Annotated in this window: 14 protein-coding genes and 1 pseudogene; 9 read left to right on the forward strand and 6 right to left on the reverse strand. The window is 40.7% G+C overall.

Going from position 1 to position 15,850, the window contains the following annotated elements:
• Positions 1-2 precede the first annotated feature (2 nt).
• Complete coding sequence (locus tag ACRWQN_RS16065; protein ID WP_434938837.1) at positions 3-2,567, reverse strand: TonB-dependent receptor plug domain-containing protein; 2,565 nt, start codon at positions 2,565-2,567, stop codon at positions 3-5.
• Positions 2,568-3,144: 577 nt separating this feature from the next.
• On the opposite strand from ACRWQN_RS16065, the gene ACRWQN_RS16070 reads away from it, so the two are divergent.
• Complete coding sequence (locus tag ACRWQN_RS16070; RefSeq protein ID WP_434938839.1) at positions 3,145-4,743, forward strand: AMP-binding protein; 1,599 nt, start codon at positions 3,145-3,147, stop codon at positions 4,741-4,743.
• A 73-nt stretch (positions 4,744-4,816) separates the two neighbouring features.
• On the opposite strand, the gene ACRWQN_RS16075 is transcribed toward ACRWQN_RS16070, so the two are convergent.
• The gene (locus ACRWQN_RS16075; protein WP_434940680.1) at positions 4,817-6,598 is read right to left on the reverse strand and encodes an ABC transporter transmembrane domain-containing protein; all 1,782 of its coding nucleotides are present in this window, start codon (positions 6,596-6,598) and stop codon (positions 4,817-4,819) included.
• Between the two features lie 224 nt (positions 6,599-6,822).
• On the opposite strand from ACRWQN_RS16075, the pseudogene ACRWQN_RS16080 reads away from it, so the two are divergent.
• Together ACRWQN_RS16080 and ACRWQN_RS16085 are read left to right on the forward strand one after the other, a co-directional pair.
• Positions 6,823-6,918, forward strand: a pseudogene (locus ACRWQN_RS16080) (prepilin-type N-terminal cleavage/methylation domain-containing protein); the annotation flags it as partial.
• 72 nt (positions 6,919-6,990) lie between these two features.
• The gene (locus ACRWQN_RS16085) at positions 6,991-7,314 is read left to right on the forward strand and encodes a hypothetical protein (RefSeq protein ID WP_434932060.1); all 324 of its coding nucleotides are present in this window, start codon (positions 6,991-6,993) and stop codon (positions 7,312-7,314) included.
• A 92-nt stretch (positions 7,315-7,406) separates the two neighbouring features.
• Here the strand turns inward: ACRWQN_RS16085 and ACRWQN_RS16090 are convergent, their stop codons facing one another.
• Entirely contained in the window at positions 7,407-7,817 is a 411-nt protein-coding gene (locus ACRWQN_RS16090; protein ID WP_434938841.1) for a hypothetical protein, read from the reverse strand.
• A gap of 307 nt (positions 7,818-8,124) precedes the next feature.
• Here ACRWQN_RS16090 and ACRWQN_RS16095 point away from each other — a divergent pair, with 307 nt between their 5' ends.
• On the forward strand, positions 8,125-9,258 hold the full coding sequence (locus ACRWQN_RS16095) for a methyltransferase (RefSeq protein ID WP_434938843.1): 1,134 nt from the start codon (positions 8,125-8,127) through the stop codon (positions 9,256-9,258).
• Here ACRWQN_RS16095 and ACRWQN_RS16100 read toward each other — a convergent pair.
• Positions 9,248-10,150 (reverse strand): sterol desaturase family protein, encoded by a 903-nt coding sequence (locus ACRWQN_RS16100; RefSeq protein WP_226413792.1) that lies wholly within the window; start codon positions 10,148-10,150, stop codon positions 9,248-9,250. The genes ACRWQN_RS16095 and ACRWQN_RS16100 overlap by 11 nt on opposite strands.
• 38 nt (positions 10,151-10,188) lie before the next feature.
• Positions 10,189-11,214, reverse strand: a complete 1,026-nt coding sequence (locus tag ACRWQN_RS16105) for a DUF2804 domain-containing protein (protein ID WP_434938845.1) — start codon at positions 11,212-11,214, stop codon at positions 10,189-10,191.
• Between the two features lie 170 nt (positions 11,215-11,384).
• Between ACRWQN_RS16105 and ACRWQN_RS16110 the strand changes: the two genes are divergently transcribed.
• The 4 genes from ACRWQN_RS16110 to ACRWQN_RS16125 all read left to right on the forward strand — a co-directional run bounded on the left by ACRWQN_RS16110 (position 11,385) and on the right by ACRWQN_RS16125 (position 14,773).
• A complete protein-coding gene (locus ACRWQN_RS16110) occupies positions 11,385-11,951 on the forward strand; it encodes a YajG family lipoprotein (RefSeq protein WP_434938847.1) in 567 nt (188 codons plus the stop codon).
• Between the two features lie 49 nt (positions 11,952-12,000).
• A complete protein-coding gene (locus tag ACRWQN_RS16115) occupies positions 12,001-12,600 on the forward strand; it encodes a peptidylprolyl isomerase (RefSeq protein ID WP_434938849.1) in 600 nt (199 codons plus the stop codon).
• 314 nt (positions 12,601-12,914) lie between these two features.
• On the forward strand, positions 12,915-13,247 hold the full coding sequence (locus ACRWQN_RS16120) for a hypothetical protein (RefSeq protein WP_434938851.1): 333 nt from the start codon (positions 12,915-12,917) through the stop codon (positions 13,245-13,247).
• Positions 13,248-13,378: 131 nt separating this feature from the next.
• Complete coding sequence (locus tag ACRWQN_RS16125; protein WP_434938853.1) at positions 13,379-14,773, forward strand: AmpG family muropeptide MFS transporter; 1,395 nt, start codon at positions 13,379-13,381, stop codon at positions 14,771-14,773.
• 57 nt (positions 14,774-14,830) lie between these two features.
• Here the strand turns inward: ACRWQN_RS16125 and ACRWQN_RS16130 are convergent, their stop codons facing one another.
• Positions 14,831-15,316, reverse strand: coding sequence for a YajQ family cyclic di-GMP-binding protein (locus ACRWQN_RS16130; protein WP_226413779.1), 486 nt, complete (start codon positions 15,314-15,316; stop codon positions 14,831-14,833).
• A gap of 152 nt (positions 15,317-15,468) precedes the next feature.
• Here ACRWQN_RS16130 and ACRWQN_RS16135 point away from each other — a divergent pair, with 152 nt between their 5' ends.
• Positions 15,469-15,834: a VanZ family protein gene (locus ACRWQN_RS16135; RefSeq protein WP_434926950.1), complete on the forward strand. Its 366-nt coding sequence runs from the start codon at positions 15,469-15,471 to the stop codon at positions 15,832-15,834.
• Positions 15,835-15,850 lie beyond the last annotated feature (16 nt).

Here is a 15,850-nt window from a genome sequence, read left to right on the forward strand (position 1 = left end):
TTCTAGAAACGGTAATTAACTTTACCGTAGTAGTAACCACCATTGTAGTCAAATGGACCACTTTCGTAATAAACACCACCTAGTTCACCTAAAGTACCATCTTTAAGCTTCTGCGCTTCTTGGTCAAATATGTTATTTGCACCTACCGAGAAGGTCAGGCTATCCATAACGGTATAGCTCACCTCTAAGTCAAATGTTACTGCTGAACTGGCCATTTCAGAACCCCAATCAGACGTATCATCAGCATGCGTTGCATAGTACTCACCGAAGTAGTTAGCACGTAAATTCATGCTTAACTCATCCCAGTTTTGACCCCAAGTTAATGTGGCACGATGTGCTGGAATACCATCTTCTAAACGGCGAACCTTACCCGCATCAGTAGTTTCTTCATTAAATTTATCAACATTAGTGTCAGTCCAACCATAGGCTAAGCTGAACTTAGTGTCACCAGCTAACAACTCAGTATCATATGAACCAACAATATCAACACCCTGAGTTGTTGTATCAAAGTCATTGGTATAATACGTTACTGCAGAAATTAACTCTGGAAACTCAACACCTAAATCTCGTAGGTCATCATAATCTGCCGCTTCAACATCAATTTGGCTTGATTGAGCAATACGCCCTGTTACTTCAATCGTGTAATAATCAACTGTTAAGAAGAAATCACCACTTTGATAAACAGCACCTAAAGCATAACTAACAGACTCTTCAGGAGTTAGCACTTTACCACCGTAGTAAGCGGCTAATGGATCCGTTGGAGGCGCAATGAATGATTGAATCAAATCGCCATTAACAATTGAAGTCTGTGTGTTAACAACGTTCTCTTGACCTACTGTCGGTGCACGGAATCCCGTACTGTGTGAGGCACGGAAGGCTAAATCATCGGTAGCCGAATATTGTGCAGTTAGCTTGTAATTTAGCGTATCACCAAAGGTTGAAAAGTCTTCATAACGCAGTGCTGCGCCAACTAACCATTTCTCACCTAAATAGGCTTCTGCATCAGCGTAAACACCGATATTACTGCGATCATTTTTACCCGCGGATTCAGGACCAAAGCCTTTAAATCCGTGCGAGCCTATGTTGAAGCCCTGTGAAGCATAAGGACCTGCTTCCCAAGATGCTTGTTCACCAGCAGTAATTTCAAATGACTCTTCACGCCACTCAACACCAGTTGCGAAATTTAGCCCTTCAAAAACATCAAATAAACGAGAAAAATCTAAGTTTACCGTAGTTTCAACTTGCTCATAAGCACCTGTTTCAAAGTCAGTTGGCGTCGCTAAACCTAATGATGGGTTTAATGAGTTACGTAAACTAAAAGTTGACTTGTTAGACCCTGTCCCCGCACTTGCATCATAGTCCCAATCAGCAACTTCACCTTTAACACCAGCGAAGAATGACATATCTTCAATAGTACCGGCAAACTGTGGTGTGTATCCGCCTGGTCGCACTTGGTTCATAGAAAAACAGTTTGGGTCAGCAACCATCGACTGGTAATCTGCAGTGTTTAATACGTTCGGTACATTTGCAGCAACATTACCTACCCAAGAACATGATGCAATGCCGGTTTCAGCTAAACCTACATCACCTACTAATAAAGTTTCACCGCCGTCGTTTGAATAAACAGAACCACGGTTGTGTGGGTTACGGTAATAGAAGCCACCTACTGCATCACGTGAGGAAACGTTACCAAAGGCATAAAGACTGTGTTTGTCATTTATATCAAATCCAGAATTAATGAAGATAGTGTAATCATCTTTAATTTCTGGGTTACCCCAAGTTTGTGCTGGGTTTGGAATATCTGTATTACCAGCAGCTAAAATAGCTGCTGCATCAAAACGTTGCACACTACGACTTGTTGCATCAGCAGTTTTATACTGAGCCGTTAAATTAACAAAGCCGTCGTCTGTTAACGGTAAGCCTACGTTAGCATCAATAGTCGTTGACGTGCCATCACCTTCATAATACTGGCCTTGGGTTGCTGAAATAGAGCCACCTTCAGCGCTATCTTTTAACACAAAGTTCATTACACCTGCGATCGCATCAGATCCGTACTGCGCAGCAGCGCCGTCACGTAACACTTCAACTTGCTTTAATGCCGCACTTGGAATAACTGAAATATCAGGGCCTTGGGCGCCGTCGTTAACTCCGCCGCCTTGGAAAGCAATAACTGATGCGCGGTGACGACGTTTACCATTAACTAAAACCAAAGTACTGTCTGAAGGTAAACCACGTAAATTAACTGGACGAACAAGTGTTGCCGCGTCGCTAATAGGCTGGGCACGTGAGTTGAAAGAAGGCACCGATGTCACCAACATGTCAATCATGTCTGTTGAACCATTCTTCTTTAAATCATCACTGCTAATAATATCAATAGGGACTGGGGATTCACCCACTGAACGAGGGGCTGAACGTGAGCCAATAACGGCCATCTTCTCAACTTTTTGCTCAACAACTTCTTCATCTGCTGCATACACTTGAGCGCTTAATAAAGAACCGGATAATGCGATAGAAACAGCTAAACTCAATGAGTTTTTGCCAAATTTTCTTTTATTGTTAATAGTCATTTTATATTCTCAGTCATTATTATTTTATTGTTTGAACACCACTTCCTAACACTCCCTGTATAAAGAAATCGTCTCTCCCAAAATGAATTATCATCATCTCAGCTACATTTTTATAACAACAGCAGCACAATTGCCAACATTTATTAGCAATTAATGTGCTAAAAAGCAGTGTTTTTCGAGTAAAAACTCAAAAAACAAGGCCAAGAAACTGTTTTAAAAGGGATTTATTTAAATTAAAAATAAATCAATTTTTTTACAAAAAAACCAATTAAATATACTGGAAATTAAAATTTACAATTAAGTCAGTGCTAATGTTTAACCATTTATACTCACTGAATAAACGGTGTATTTGTATGTAAATAAAGCAAGGTTTACCAAATTAAGCGAACGGAGCTAACTAAGCGCAAATAGAGCAAATACTCTTAAATACATCAGTATAAATAATAAGTTGCCACTTTATGACTCGAATAAGTTTTCATTGACCTGATAACTAAAAGCACTCTAATCTAAACACTAGTTTGATTATTAACCTACCGATATAATCGGCATAAATATAAAACTAATAAAGGTGAATACTATGGCATATGATGCTGACTCAACTCTCGACCTAAGCTGCTACAAATCTATTGTTGATTTGATTGAACAAAGCTGCGCCAAGTTTGGTAATAAAACAGCATATGCTTGCCTAGGCAAAAACATCACCTTTACCGAGGTTGAACAGCTTTCGCGTGACTTTGCAGCATATTTGCAAAACTGCACAAATTTGAAGCCAGGTGATCGTATCGCCGTTCAGTTACCTAATATCACTCAGTTTGTCATTGCCGCTTACGCTATTATTCGGGGTGGTTTTGTTATAGTGAACACTAACCCACTGTATACGGAACGAGAGTTAATTCATCAATATAATGACTCTGGCGCTAAAGCTTTAGTGGTATTATCAGACTTACTACCCACCTTAGAAAACGTGGTCAAATCTACTACCATTGAATACGTCATCTCCACCCACGCGCTGGATATGATCGCGCCACAAGATCAACCCCAAACTGCCATCAACAATATTGAATTTAATACATTATTATCCCAAGGTCGCGAGCATATATTCACCCCAGTAAAGCCTAACCAAACAGACTTAATTGCCTTACAGTACACAGGCGGCACAACTGGATTATCAAAAGGCGCCATGCTAACCCATCGCAATTTGTTGGCTAACTCAGGGCAAGTTAAGTCAAGAATTGCCAGCACCATGACCGAAGGCGAAGATATCTTTGTTGCCCCGTTGCCGATTTATCATATCTACGCTTTTATGGTTAACTTAGTGCTGTATTTTGAATCGGGTGGGTGCTCAGTATTAATCCCTAATCCTCGGGATATAACTGGATTAATCAACACCATGAAAGCTTATCCTTTTACAGGATTTGCTGGCCTTAATACCTTATTTATTGGCTTATGCCACCAGCCAGAGTTTAAAGCGCTCGATTTTAGTCATATGACCATTACCATTTCCGGCGGAACAGCGCTAACGAGCGCTGCTGCCAATTTATGGCAACAGACTACCGGTTGCATGATATCTGAGGGTTACGGCTTGTCAGAGACCTCTCCAGTTGTCAGTTTAAATGCGCCAGGACATCAACGCTTAGGTACTATCGGAAAGCCTGTTTTAGACACCAAAATTAAAATCTTAGACATGAACGATAACGAAGTGGACATTGGCACAGCCGGTGAACTCGCTGTAAGTGGCCCCCAGGTTATGTCTGGATATTGGAATAAACCACAAGAAACAGCTAACGTAATGACTCAAGATGGCTATTTCAAAACAGGTGATATAGCGATAGCAACAGAGGATGGTTACCACAGTATCGTAGATCGTAAAAAGGACATGATCATTGTATCCGGCTTTAATGTTTACCCAAATGAAGTGGAAGATGTCCTTTCTGGCCATGAACTTATTATGGAATGTGCCGTGGTAGGTGTCTCAAACGATCATTCCGGAGAAGCAGTAAAAGCGGTAATTGTATTAAAAGATCCCGATCAAGATAGCGAAGCAGCCAAAGAATCGATTAAGCAATATTGTCGTACTCAGCTTACCGCCTATAAAGTACCTCGTATTATTGAGTTCACCGCCCAATTACCTAAAAGTACTGTTGGTAAAATTTTACGCAGAGAATTACGTAAGTAACCAACACTAATCCCCAATAAAAAAACATGCCCAGACATCTTTTTTATTGGGGAACGATTTAACTCAAATCTGATCACTCTGGCTGCTCAGTCAGTAATTGCAAACTGGCAAATTCTCGATATAACTCACTCGATTGCATTAATTGATTATGCGTTCCTGATGCGACAAGCTGGCCTTTATCGAGTACTAAAATACGATCAGCGTTAATAACCGTTGCCAACCTATGGGCAATTATCAGTGTGGTGCGATCCGCCATTAATGTCTCTAAAGCTTGTTTTACTTTCACCTCACTGACCGCATCCAAAGCACTGGTTGCTTCATCTAATAACAACACGGGTCTATCGGCTAATATTGCTCTAGCAATTGCAATACGTTGTTTTTGCCCTCCGGATAAACGTACGCCGCGCTCACCTAAATAGGTATTATAACCTTCAGGGAAATCAACGATAAACTCGTCGGCCTTAGCAGCAATACATGCTTGCTTAACCTCTTCCTCTGTCGCATCAATTCGCCCGTAGCGCACATTTTCAAACACACTACTGGCAAAAATCACCGACTCTTGTGGCACTAGGGCAAACTGCTGGCGTAATTGGTGTAAAGACAAGTTAGCGATATCAATACCATCTAACGATATCGAACCAGACTTGGGCTGATAAAATCGCAGCAGTAATTCAAATAAAGTACTCTTACCTGCTCCACTGGGCCCAACTAAAGCGACCCGTTCACCGGCTTGAATGTCGACGCTTAAATGATTAATCACATCAATATTAGTCTCTGCAGGGTAAGCAAACACTAACTCCGACAATGATAATGCACCATGAGTCTTACCTTTTAATTGCTCTGGTATCGCTAGTTGCACGATATCAACTGGCGCTAGGCTTAATTCAATTAAACGTTCTGTTGCTCCTGAAGCACGCTGAATCTCACTGAACACTTCACTGATGGTTGCAACCGCTCCAGCTACCATCACGGCATAAAACATAAAGGCCGATAACTCACCAGCAGATATACTGCCAGACATCACGTCCTGCGCCCCGACCCAAGTCACAAAAGCAATCGCTGAAATACTTAAAAACATCACAGTGGCAATCAATAATGCGCGATACTTAATCCGCCCTTTAGCCACACTCATCACCGACTCGACACGTTCGGTAAAAGCCGCTTTATCCTGTGACTCATGGGTATAAGCTTGCACCGTATGTATTTCATGCAAGGTCTCGTCAATATAAGCGCCTAAATCCCCAACTCTATCTTGGCTCTCACGCGATAATCGTCTGACTTTATTGCCAAAAAAGGCCACCGGCCCTAGCACTAACGGTACAGCGAGTAATACTAACCCAGTTAATTTAACCGAGGTAAAACCCATCATCACAATACCGCCAATAACTGTCACCGCTGACCTTAGCGCCATCGACAAACTTGACCCTACAACGCTTTGTATCAAGGTGCTGTCAGCAGTAAAACGAGAAATAACCTCTCCGGTGCGTTGCGAGGCAAAAAAAGCCGGTGACAAGGTCAATAAATGCGAATAAACCCTTAAACGAATATCTGCACTGACCCGCTCTCCTAGCCAGGTCATTAAGTAGAATCGACAGAAAACAGCACTAGCACTGATAATAGTAATGCCCACAATAAATAACATAATCTGATTTAATCGGTCGGCGTTGTCGGCAATAAAGCCCTCATCCACCATTAACTTCACTCCCTGACCTAAAGATAACCAAGCAAGTGAACCGATGAATAGGAAGACTATCGCAGCAAACACTTTCACTTTATAAGGTTTTAGAAAGTCGATAATCCAAGGTAGTACGCTATAAGTAGTATTTAATGTCGATAATGCACTAGTGGATAGCAAAGGAGTGCCACTCTCTGAAGGAGTAACAGGAGCATTATCTGCCGTGGATTTTGTCACTGTAATAACCTACATAACAAATTAAGATGATACGATACTACCAATAAATCGTAGTATTGTGGATGTATTATCCATATCCACTGTATAGCCATCGAATGATAATGACTGTTACACTGTTAGCTGACATACATTCTGACCATTCATAAATCTAATTCGACCCAGAAAATATGAACTATAGCCCCAACAATGCATTCAAACTATCACGTGGATTCACCCTAATAGAATTGGTCGTGGTCATCTTAATTTTGGCTATATTAGCCATTATTGCCTCAAGTAAATTTATTAATTTTCGACGTGATGCCATAATCTCAACTATGGCAGGTATGGAAAGTGCGATGCAGACAGCTGCAACGTTAACTTACTCAAAAGCCGCGATTGCTGGCGTTGAAAAACTGGCGACAAATACAATTAATATTGATGGAGTTGCTGTTAAGCTGGCTTATGGTTATCCAGATGGCACAGCATCTGGTATCGACTTACTGATGGATGTCCCCAGTGGAGATTGGAAAAAACGCCCTAGTATTTATTCTGGTGCTTGGATTTACTGGCACGGTAAAATTGCAGAAGATGCGGGCGTCGCGGCTTGCTACTTGCGGTACAGGCAAGCAGTTTCTGTCAGTGGCCGGCCAATTATTGACGTAGAGACGACAGGTTGTTAATGAGTACTTGGTAGACTTATTGACACTGCTTGCTAGCAGCTCAGTAAAATGAGTCTATTATTATAAACGTTAACGCTCGCTCACTTAACATATCATGCTTCTGGATAGCGTTTTTCAATCGTTTTAAGCGAGCGAAGAAAAATACCTAAACCACCGACACTCAGCACCAGAATAACAATTAAATCAAATGCGCTCATATGACTGAAGCGGAAATTAATAGAACTAATCACCCCAAAAATCAACCCTACCAAAGATCCGAAGGTCAATATCCAGCCAAAAATATTTTTAGCATTGTAAAACATTAACCCCACACCAAACATAAAGGGGATCATAATCATCCCACTGGTCAAGTTCATACCGCTTACATTATATAAACTTTGGCTAAGGCCAAATGAGCTGGTGACTTTAATCGCCTTGAGCAGCATATAAAAGCCACCACTCATCATAATTAAGCCAATAAAAAATGACCCTATTCCCCCAGATGTTCCACCAGCACCTTTCATATCAATCCTTTATATGTATTATGTTTCAGGAGATGTTACTCAGTCAAAGGCTTAAATACAATCATATCGACACCAGCCATTTGTACTAAGGCCTAGCACTTAATAGAGAACTAAGAGCACTTAATAGATAACTAAGGGAGCAAACTCACTTTCCACAGTGCTGCACACCATGACATGAGCACCAGCAACACGCACAATCAGCCATAGTAAGAGTCAGTTTGATATAATATACAAACCAGTGATTTCAATCACACGCCTTAACTGCGATAATTAACAGCTTTAATGCATTCACTTTTGGGTAACATCAATGACAACCAGCCAATTTTCCTGCCAAGGTATCGAACTCACCTTATTTCGTTATCCTAAAAAGCAAGAATCTAATCTGCAGGCTTGGGATGCTAGCGATGAACACCTGATAAAGCACCTTATTGAAAACCAGCAAAATCCGGTTAATACTGCCATCATCAATGATAGTTTTGGGGCCTTACAGTGTGCATTAACCGCTATAAATGTTCACTGGCCATTAGTGGTTGAAACAGACGCAAGAACAAGTCTTTTGGGCGCACAGCAAAACCTGTCGGACAATCACCTTAATGCAAAGTATATTGAGTACTTTAATAGCCGAGAGTTACTGCCACGTAACATCCAACTAGTGTTGATGAAGTTGCCCAAAAACCTCAGCTATTTTGCCCATCAATTACAGCGGTTATCGCACGTGTTACCACAGGGCGTAGAAGTGTTGATTAGCGCTAAAGCAAAGTCGATTAACAAATCGATTATTGATGTGATTAGCAAAAATTTAGGTCCTGCATCAGCCAGTTTAACCTGGAAGAAAACCCGCGTAATTTCTTGTATAGCAGATGGTTTAACTAGAGCCTTGCCGCAAGACGTGAGTTGGGAGGTAACTGAATTAGGCTTAAGCATTAATAATATGACTAATGTTTTTGCCGCCAACAAACTCGATATCGGCGCACGCTTCATGTTAGATAACATGCCACAAGGTCAGTATCATACCATTGTCGATTTAGGCTGTGGCAATGGCATTTTAGGGCTACGAGCTGCGCAGCTTTATCCTAATGCTAATATCCATTTTGTCGATGATTCTGAAATGGCAGTTGAATCAAGCCGCGTTAACTTTAGTGCCAATAAACTTAACGCTAATGCTGAGTTTCATTGGGATGACTGTTTGACCAATCTGGGTGATGTTGAGCCTGATTTAGTCCTATGTAATCCCCCATTTCACCAAGGTGAAGCGATTACCGACCATATTGCTTGGCAAATGTTTTTAGACGCCTATCGCAAACTGGCAACCGGCGGCGTATTACACGTAGTGGGTAATCGACATTTAGAGTATCACGTCAAAATAAAACGCATTTTCAAAAACTGCACAACCATTGCATCAAATGATAAATTCGTTATTTTGCATGCAATTAAACAGTAGTCTTTTCATCTGCAAGGTTGTTGTTATCTGAACCACTATTTTCTATGGAGTTACTCGCTTGCGGCGGTGACAATAGCAGTGCAATTTTCTGCCGCCAAGTTAAATGAGGCTGACTCACATCTGCTAACAAATCACGCCACTCAGCAAAGGTTACCGTTAACGGATTAAAACTGTTTACTGGTTTAGTGATACCGTATTCAACCGTATCCACTTCGGGTTCAAACGTGCCAAAAAGCTTATCCCAAATAATTAATACTCCGGCGTAATTTTTATCAATATACTGCGGGTTACGGCCATGGTGAACTCGATGATGTGAAGGAGTATTAAATATATACTCCATAAACCCTAAAGACTTAACGGCTTGGGTGTGCACAAAAAACTGCAAACCTAAGTTTAACAACACCACAAATACCACCCAGTTAGGATCAAAACCGACCACAACCAAAGGCAACCAAAATAACCACATACCCGCCAGCGGGTACATTAAACTTTGTCTAAAAGCGGTACTAAAGTTCATATTCTCCGAGCTATGGTGAACGACATGCGCCGCCCACATCCAGCGAATACGATGACTGGCACGATGAAACCAGTAATAGCAAAAGTCTTGGGCAATAATCAGCGCAATAAAACTCACCACCGTCATTTGAATATCGAACATGCGCCAATCAAATAGCCATAAATACAGTTTTGCGATGAGTAACCCGGCCAATAAATCAGTAGCCTGATGCATTGCCGCTAAGGCAAAGTTACACGCCACTTCAACACCATGATATTGAGCATTGGCAGGTAAACGGTTTCGAACCAGCCATTCGAGTAAAATGCATACAAAAAATAGCGGCGCAAGTGCTAATAGCAGCACTTCAGGATGAGATATTAACCATTCAAAATTCATCTAATTGTCCGTGTTATAACTTAATGTGTGAACGATCACTACCATTTTGCAAAGTGATCTTCCGCTAACCCTAGTTGATTGTGTAAGTGATATTTTGTGCCATCATTATCAATCAATATCCCACTGTAATAACCTATATATTGACGAAAATTATTCTTTATAAAACCAAGGTTAAGCTTTTCTTTACGGCAATTGAGTGCCCTAAAAGTCAAATCGACTTGACCATCATTAGTCGATATCTGCCAAAAATCATCACTAATCTGACGGTTAAAAATAAAGTTCGCAGCACCTAAAAAGTGACGTTGACCATTTATCCACATAACATTTTCAGTATTGCCCGTTTCATTAACACCCGCAGCCAAATTTAATCCTATGGCCCCTTGGGAAGTTATCGCATTAATAGAAGCCCAGCGCCATGCTGTTTTAGCCCGCATATAGCCCGCTGAAAAATCATAACTGGCCAAAGCATTAAGTAAAGGTTGCGGCTCATTGAAAACAGTTAGCTCGCCAGACACCGCCAAGGCATTATGTTTTTGGGTATATGTCCAACCATTATAACCGGTCGGTGTAGACAAGCTGAGCGGCAAACTTAATGCAGGTGGCGACAAAACTAACTTGGCTTGAATATTAGTTAATAGAATATTGACCTGCCACTGACCATCTTTAATATCAAATTCAAAATGATGTTGCTTACTGCCCACTTTTGCAGAGCCCTTACTAGCAGATGCACTTAATCGGCATCCAACCCCAAAAGGCCTTAGCCATTCAGATTGCACCAAACGGTTGGCTTGAATGTCGTATAAATAACAAAAACTGGAAGTGGCATAGCGAATATCAGCAATTGCCAAACCTAATATATAACGCTGAGTCACAATGCTGACAAATTGAAATTGTTTAAAATCAAAATACTTTGCAACAAATGAGGCGGGCTTATCCATTTCATTAAAATACTTAAAGGCTTTCACATTTAAGTTTTTAACACTTCCATCAAATAAACCAAAAACAGGTTGCCCGTCATGGCCAATTAAACTTTCAGGGGCAAATTGCGGCTGAACAAGCTGCATACTGGGTCCATATTATTTAACATTATTATGACTGCTAAATTGACCTGATAAAATCAGATTGTCAACCAAGATAAATCATTTACCCCACACAATGCCAGCCATGTTAAAACGCTCGTTTTCTGTTATCCTTTCGCTATAATCTATCAACACAATGATTTTTAAGTATCACCATGAAAAAAATAATCCCTGCTTTATTAAGTATCTTGTTATTAACTGCTTGTGCTAGCCACGAGCCAACTCATATTGCATTAAACCCAGCTCTTGGAGCTGTCGGTTTACACACAACTAATGATACTGCTATCAGCATCGAGATGCTTGATACCCGCTCAAAAAGCTTTATTGCTCAACTTGACCAGGCCCCTGAGGCACCAAAGTTAGTGAGCTCAAGTGAACCGATTCGAGCGCAGCTCGATACTATTTTTAGAGCTGGAATGCGTAAAGCTGGTTATGTGGTCGATCCTGCTGCCAGTAAGCAGGTCGAATTTCAACTAGAATATTTGCTCACTAATGTCATCAATAACACCTTAAATTACGAAGCGAAAACACGTTTAGTGATCAATGTTAAAGCGCCGAATTCACGTCAAGAATTTACCAAAAGCTTCAGTGGTAACGGTTATTTTAAAGACTCATTCAGTCCTGATTTCGCCACGTTAGAGCTGGAAATGAACAAACTGATTGATAAGTTAACCACTGAAATTCTTAACGATGATGAATTACATCAATTTTTGAATAACTAAATATACCCAAAAGTTGATAGATAGATTTTTTAAAAAAGAAGGATTATTCATGTTTTCGAAATTTCGTTCAGTTACCACTGCCGTGTCTATATTGTTATTAACGACCTTTAGCGCCCAAGCTACTGTCGATATTCAACCCGATACGCTTTATCCCAAAGTCACCTTAGAAACCTCTATGGGTAACATAGTCATTGAGCTCGACCGCACTCGCGCCCCACGTACAGTCGATAATTTTTTAACCTATGTTGTAAAAGGTGAATATAACGGCACTTTATTTCATCGTGTCATTGCTGAATTTGTTGTGCAAGGGGGCGGAGTTACCACTGCATTAGAAGAACTGCCATCAATGGCTCCGGTGGTGAACGAGTCAGGCAATGGTCTATCAAATGGCTTAGGCACTATCGCTATGGCACGTGATAACGATCCGCACTCTGCTAATAGTCAGTTTTACTTTAATGTTGCCGATAACAAAAAACTCGACCCATCTAAACGTCGCTGGGGATATGCCGTGTTTGGTGAAGTTATTGAAGGGATGGATGTGTTAGAAGCCATTTCGTTAGTGCCAACAGAGCAAAATACCACTCTAAATTGGCCAGATGTGCCAGTAAATAAAGTCATTCTTAAAAAAGCGACATTACAAGCTCGTTAGTTTACTCCTTCAACTGCTGATTATCGGCTTCTTACCAGGCTTGTCGACAACATCTAAAGGGTATTTGTGATAACGCGTTTTATTTATAAAGCGCGTTATCGACCAAATTAAGCCACACTTCAGTTTTATTTATTGAAATAAACAGACCAAACCAACAGCATTTACTGCAACATATTAAAATAAATCATTAATAATCTATTTTGTAACAAACATTAATTCTGTAGCACCTAACTACCGTTTTAGAGCTTTACGTCTATACTCTAAAACATACTCCAAATGCTGTTTCTTTATGCATTCATTTTCAAGGACGTTTTATGACAGCTAACGATTTTATTGAAACCAAAGCTCCCCAACTGGCATTCTATGGCAAAGCGTTTTTAAGCAACCAGTTAGAATACAAAGAAATGCAGCTTTACATGTGGGATGTACTTGAGGAGTGGCAGCATTTGACTGAGATGATTCCCGCTATAGAATATTCACAAACGGACACTGAAAAAGTGTTTTGGCATCTATTACACTGTTTCGACAAGTGGCCTGATTGGGCGTTGCGGGGTGATATGTTCCTGCGCAGTCAGGTTAATGAATGCTGTGACTATATTAATATTGGTGGCACCTTTCCTCAAAGTTGCATCGGTGTTCGACCTTAATCATGTAATTGAATATTTCAGGTTAATTCCAGCAGTCGAGCCATTGATTTAAGCTAATTTAATAATCAATGGCTTGAACCATTTCAGTCCAACCCGTAAGCTAGCCCCATCGCCTCATTAATCCAGCATCCATGTCAGATATATTAAGCCGTTGTCGTGACCTTTTTTCCGTTTACTATCACAAACGGGTACTGATCCTATTATTTCTCGGGTTCTCCGCCGGTTTGCCTTTAATGTTGGTATATTCAACTTTGAGCTTTTGGTTAAGGGAAGCTGGTGTTGACAGGGCTGCAATAGGCTATTTTAGCTGGATAGGACTAACCTTCGCTTTCAAGTGGGCTTGGTCGCCTTTAGTTGATCGGATGACTTTACCACTATTTACCGCTTTTTTTGGCCGCCGAAGAGGCTGGATGATCTTCGCTCAATTGTGTTTAATTGGCGCTATTATTGGCCTATCGACAAGCGATCCTATTGAAGATCTTGAACGCTTAGCTATTTGCGCCCTGCTTTTAGCTTTTGCTTCTGCTACCCAAGATATTGTTATTGATGCATTTAGAATTGAATCTGCCCCAGAGAAAATGCAAGCCGCATTAGCCGCAGCTTACCAAATGGGTTATCGCAGCGCTATGATTGTTGCTACCGCGGGGGCCTTAACTATTGCCGCTTGGATCTCTCCAGATAGCCAGACCTACAACCTTGAATCTTGGCAAACAGCTTACTTTGTTATGGCGCTTTTTATGAGTGTTGGCTTAATCACCACATTATTTGCTAAAGAGCCTGAAGTTGACACAAAAGCCGCTGATGCAATCGAACTGAAATTACAGCAAGATTTTGCCAAACGTTATCCGCCTTTGCTTGCCAAAGGTTTTGCATGGGTTTACAACGCCTGCATCTTGCCTTTTATCGACTTTTTTAAACGATATGGTAAAAAAGCTATCCTAATTTTATTGCTGATTTCCTGTTACCGAATTTCCGACATTGTGATGGGCGTGATGGCCAACGTATTTTATGTTGACATGGGATTTAGCAAAGAAGAAATAGCGTTTTTAAGCAAGGTTTACGGCTTAATTATGACATTAGTCGGCGCAGGTGCTGGCGGTATTCTGGTGATGAAATATGGCACCATGCGTATTCTATTTTTAGGTGCACTCTTAGTTGCGGTGACTAACTTTCTGTTTGCTTGGCAGGCTTATATTGGTTACAACGTGCCCTTTTTAACCTTCGCGATTTCTATCGATAACTTCAGCGCAGGTATTGCTACCGCGGCCTTTATCGCCTATTTGTCTAACTTAACTAGCAGCGGTTATAGTGCAACCCAATATGCATTACTGTCCTCAATTATGATCTTATTCCCTAAGTTTATCGCAGGGTTTTCAGGCGAATATGTCAATGCTTTTGGCTACGTTAACTTTTTTATTGCCGCTAGTCTGATTGGTTTCCCGGTGTTGTTATTAATCGTATTGCTTAATAGGGCGAATGCTCGCCAAGCAATTGAGGATGCACAAACACCAACTGATCCGCATTAATCTTTATTGCCAATAAAAAAACCGACATAAATGTCGGTTTTTTTAATAACATCAGAATTAATCTCTGAAGTTATTGAACTGGAATGGTTGGCCAAGTTCCGACTCTCTGGCTAGACGCATAACAGCTTGCAGGTCATCACGCTTTTTACCGGTAATACGCACAGAATCACCTTGAATAGCAGCTTGGACTTTAAGCTTGCTATCTTTAATGGCTTTGACCAATTTTTTAGCCACTAATGAATCAATACCCTGCTTAAAATTAACTTTTAAACTAAAGGTTTTACCGCTGTGAACCGATTTATCGTCAACTTCCATTGATGAAGGATCAACATTTCGCTTACTCAGCTGCATCCGTAATATATCGACTAGCTGCTTACAGATAAAATCATCCTCTGACTTTAAGGTAACGACATTGTCTTTCAAATCAATATCGATCTCTTTTCCACGTAAGTCAAAACGGCCTGATACTTCACGGCGAGAGTTTTCTACCGCGTTTCGTAGTTCTTCTTCGTCAACTTCTGACACGATATCCATTGATGGCATGGGGATCCTTTAATAAAGCTTGAGGTATTTGGGTTATTTTAACGCAAAATATTCAGTTTTGGCGATATAACAGCGGAATATAGATGACTTTAATCAGTAGTTTTCTTATCATGGGGCAAATTTAGATAAGCCTCAAGGCAGATGTAACACTTGTGATCAATTATCGAAATGCTTTTAAACTGGCATTATTAATAGCTGTTGTAGTAACAAGCTACTTAGTATTTTCTAAGCCGAACTATTCACAGTCTTTTCAGCATATGGACAAAGTCGGTCATTTAGGCAGCTTTTTTGGTCTCGCTTTTCTTGCCCACTATGCCTTTAAACCCAAATGGTATTACTTGTTCGGTGTATTAGCCAGTTATGCGGTATTGATTGAACTGGTTCAATCAAGGCTTCCTTACCGCAGTGCTTCAATAGGGGATGTTATTGCTGACTTTGTCGGCATTGCTTTGTTCTATTTGCTTCATTTCAGCTTTTTACAGTATAAAAAACTGAAAGATAAAGGCGCTAAACCTTAATTAACGAGTGCTTGTG

The organism is Shewanella sp. HL-SH8 (genome assembly GCF_051165765.1).
GTDB classification, from domain to species: Bacteria; Pseudomonadota; Gammaproteobacteria; order Enterobacterales; family Shewanellaceae; genus Shewanella; species Shewanella glacialimarina.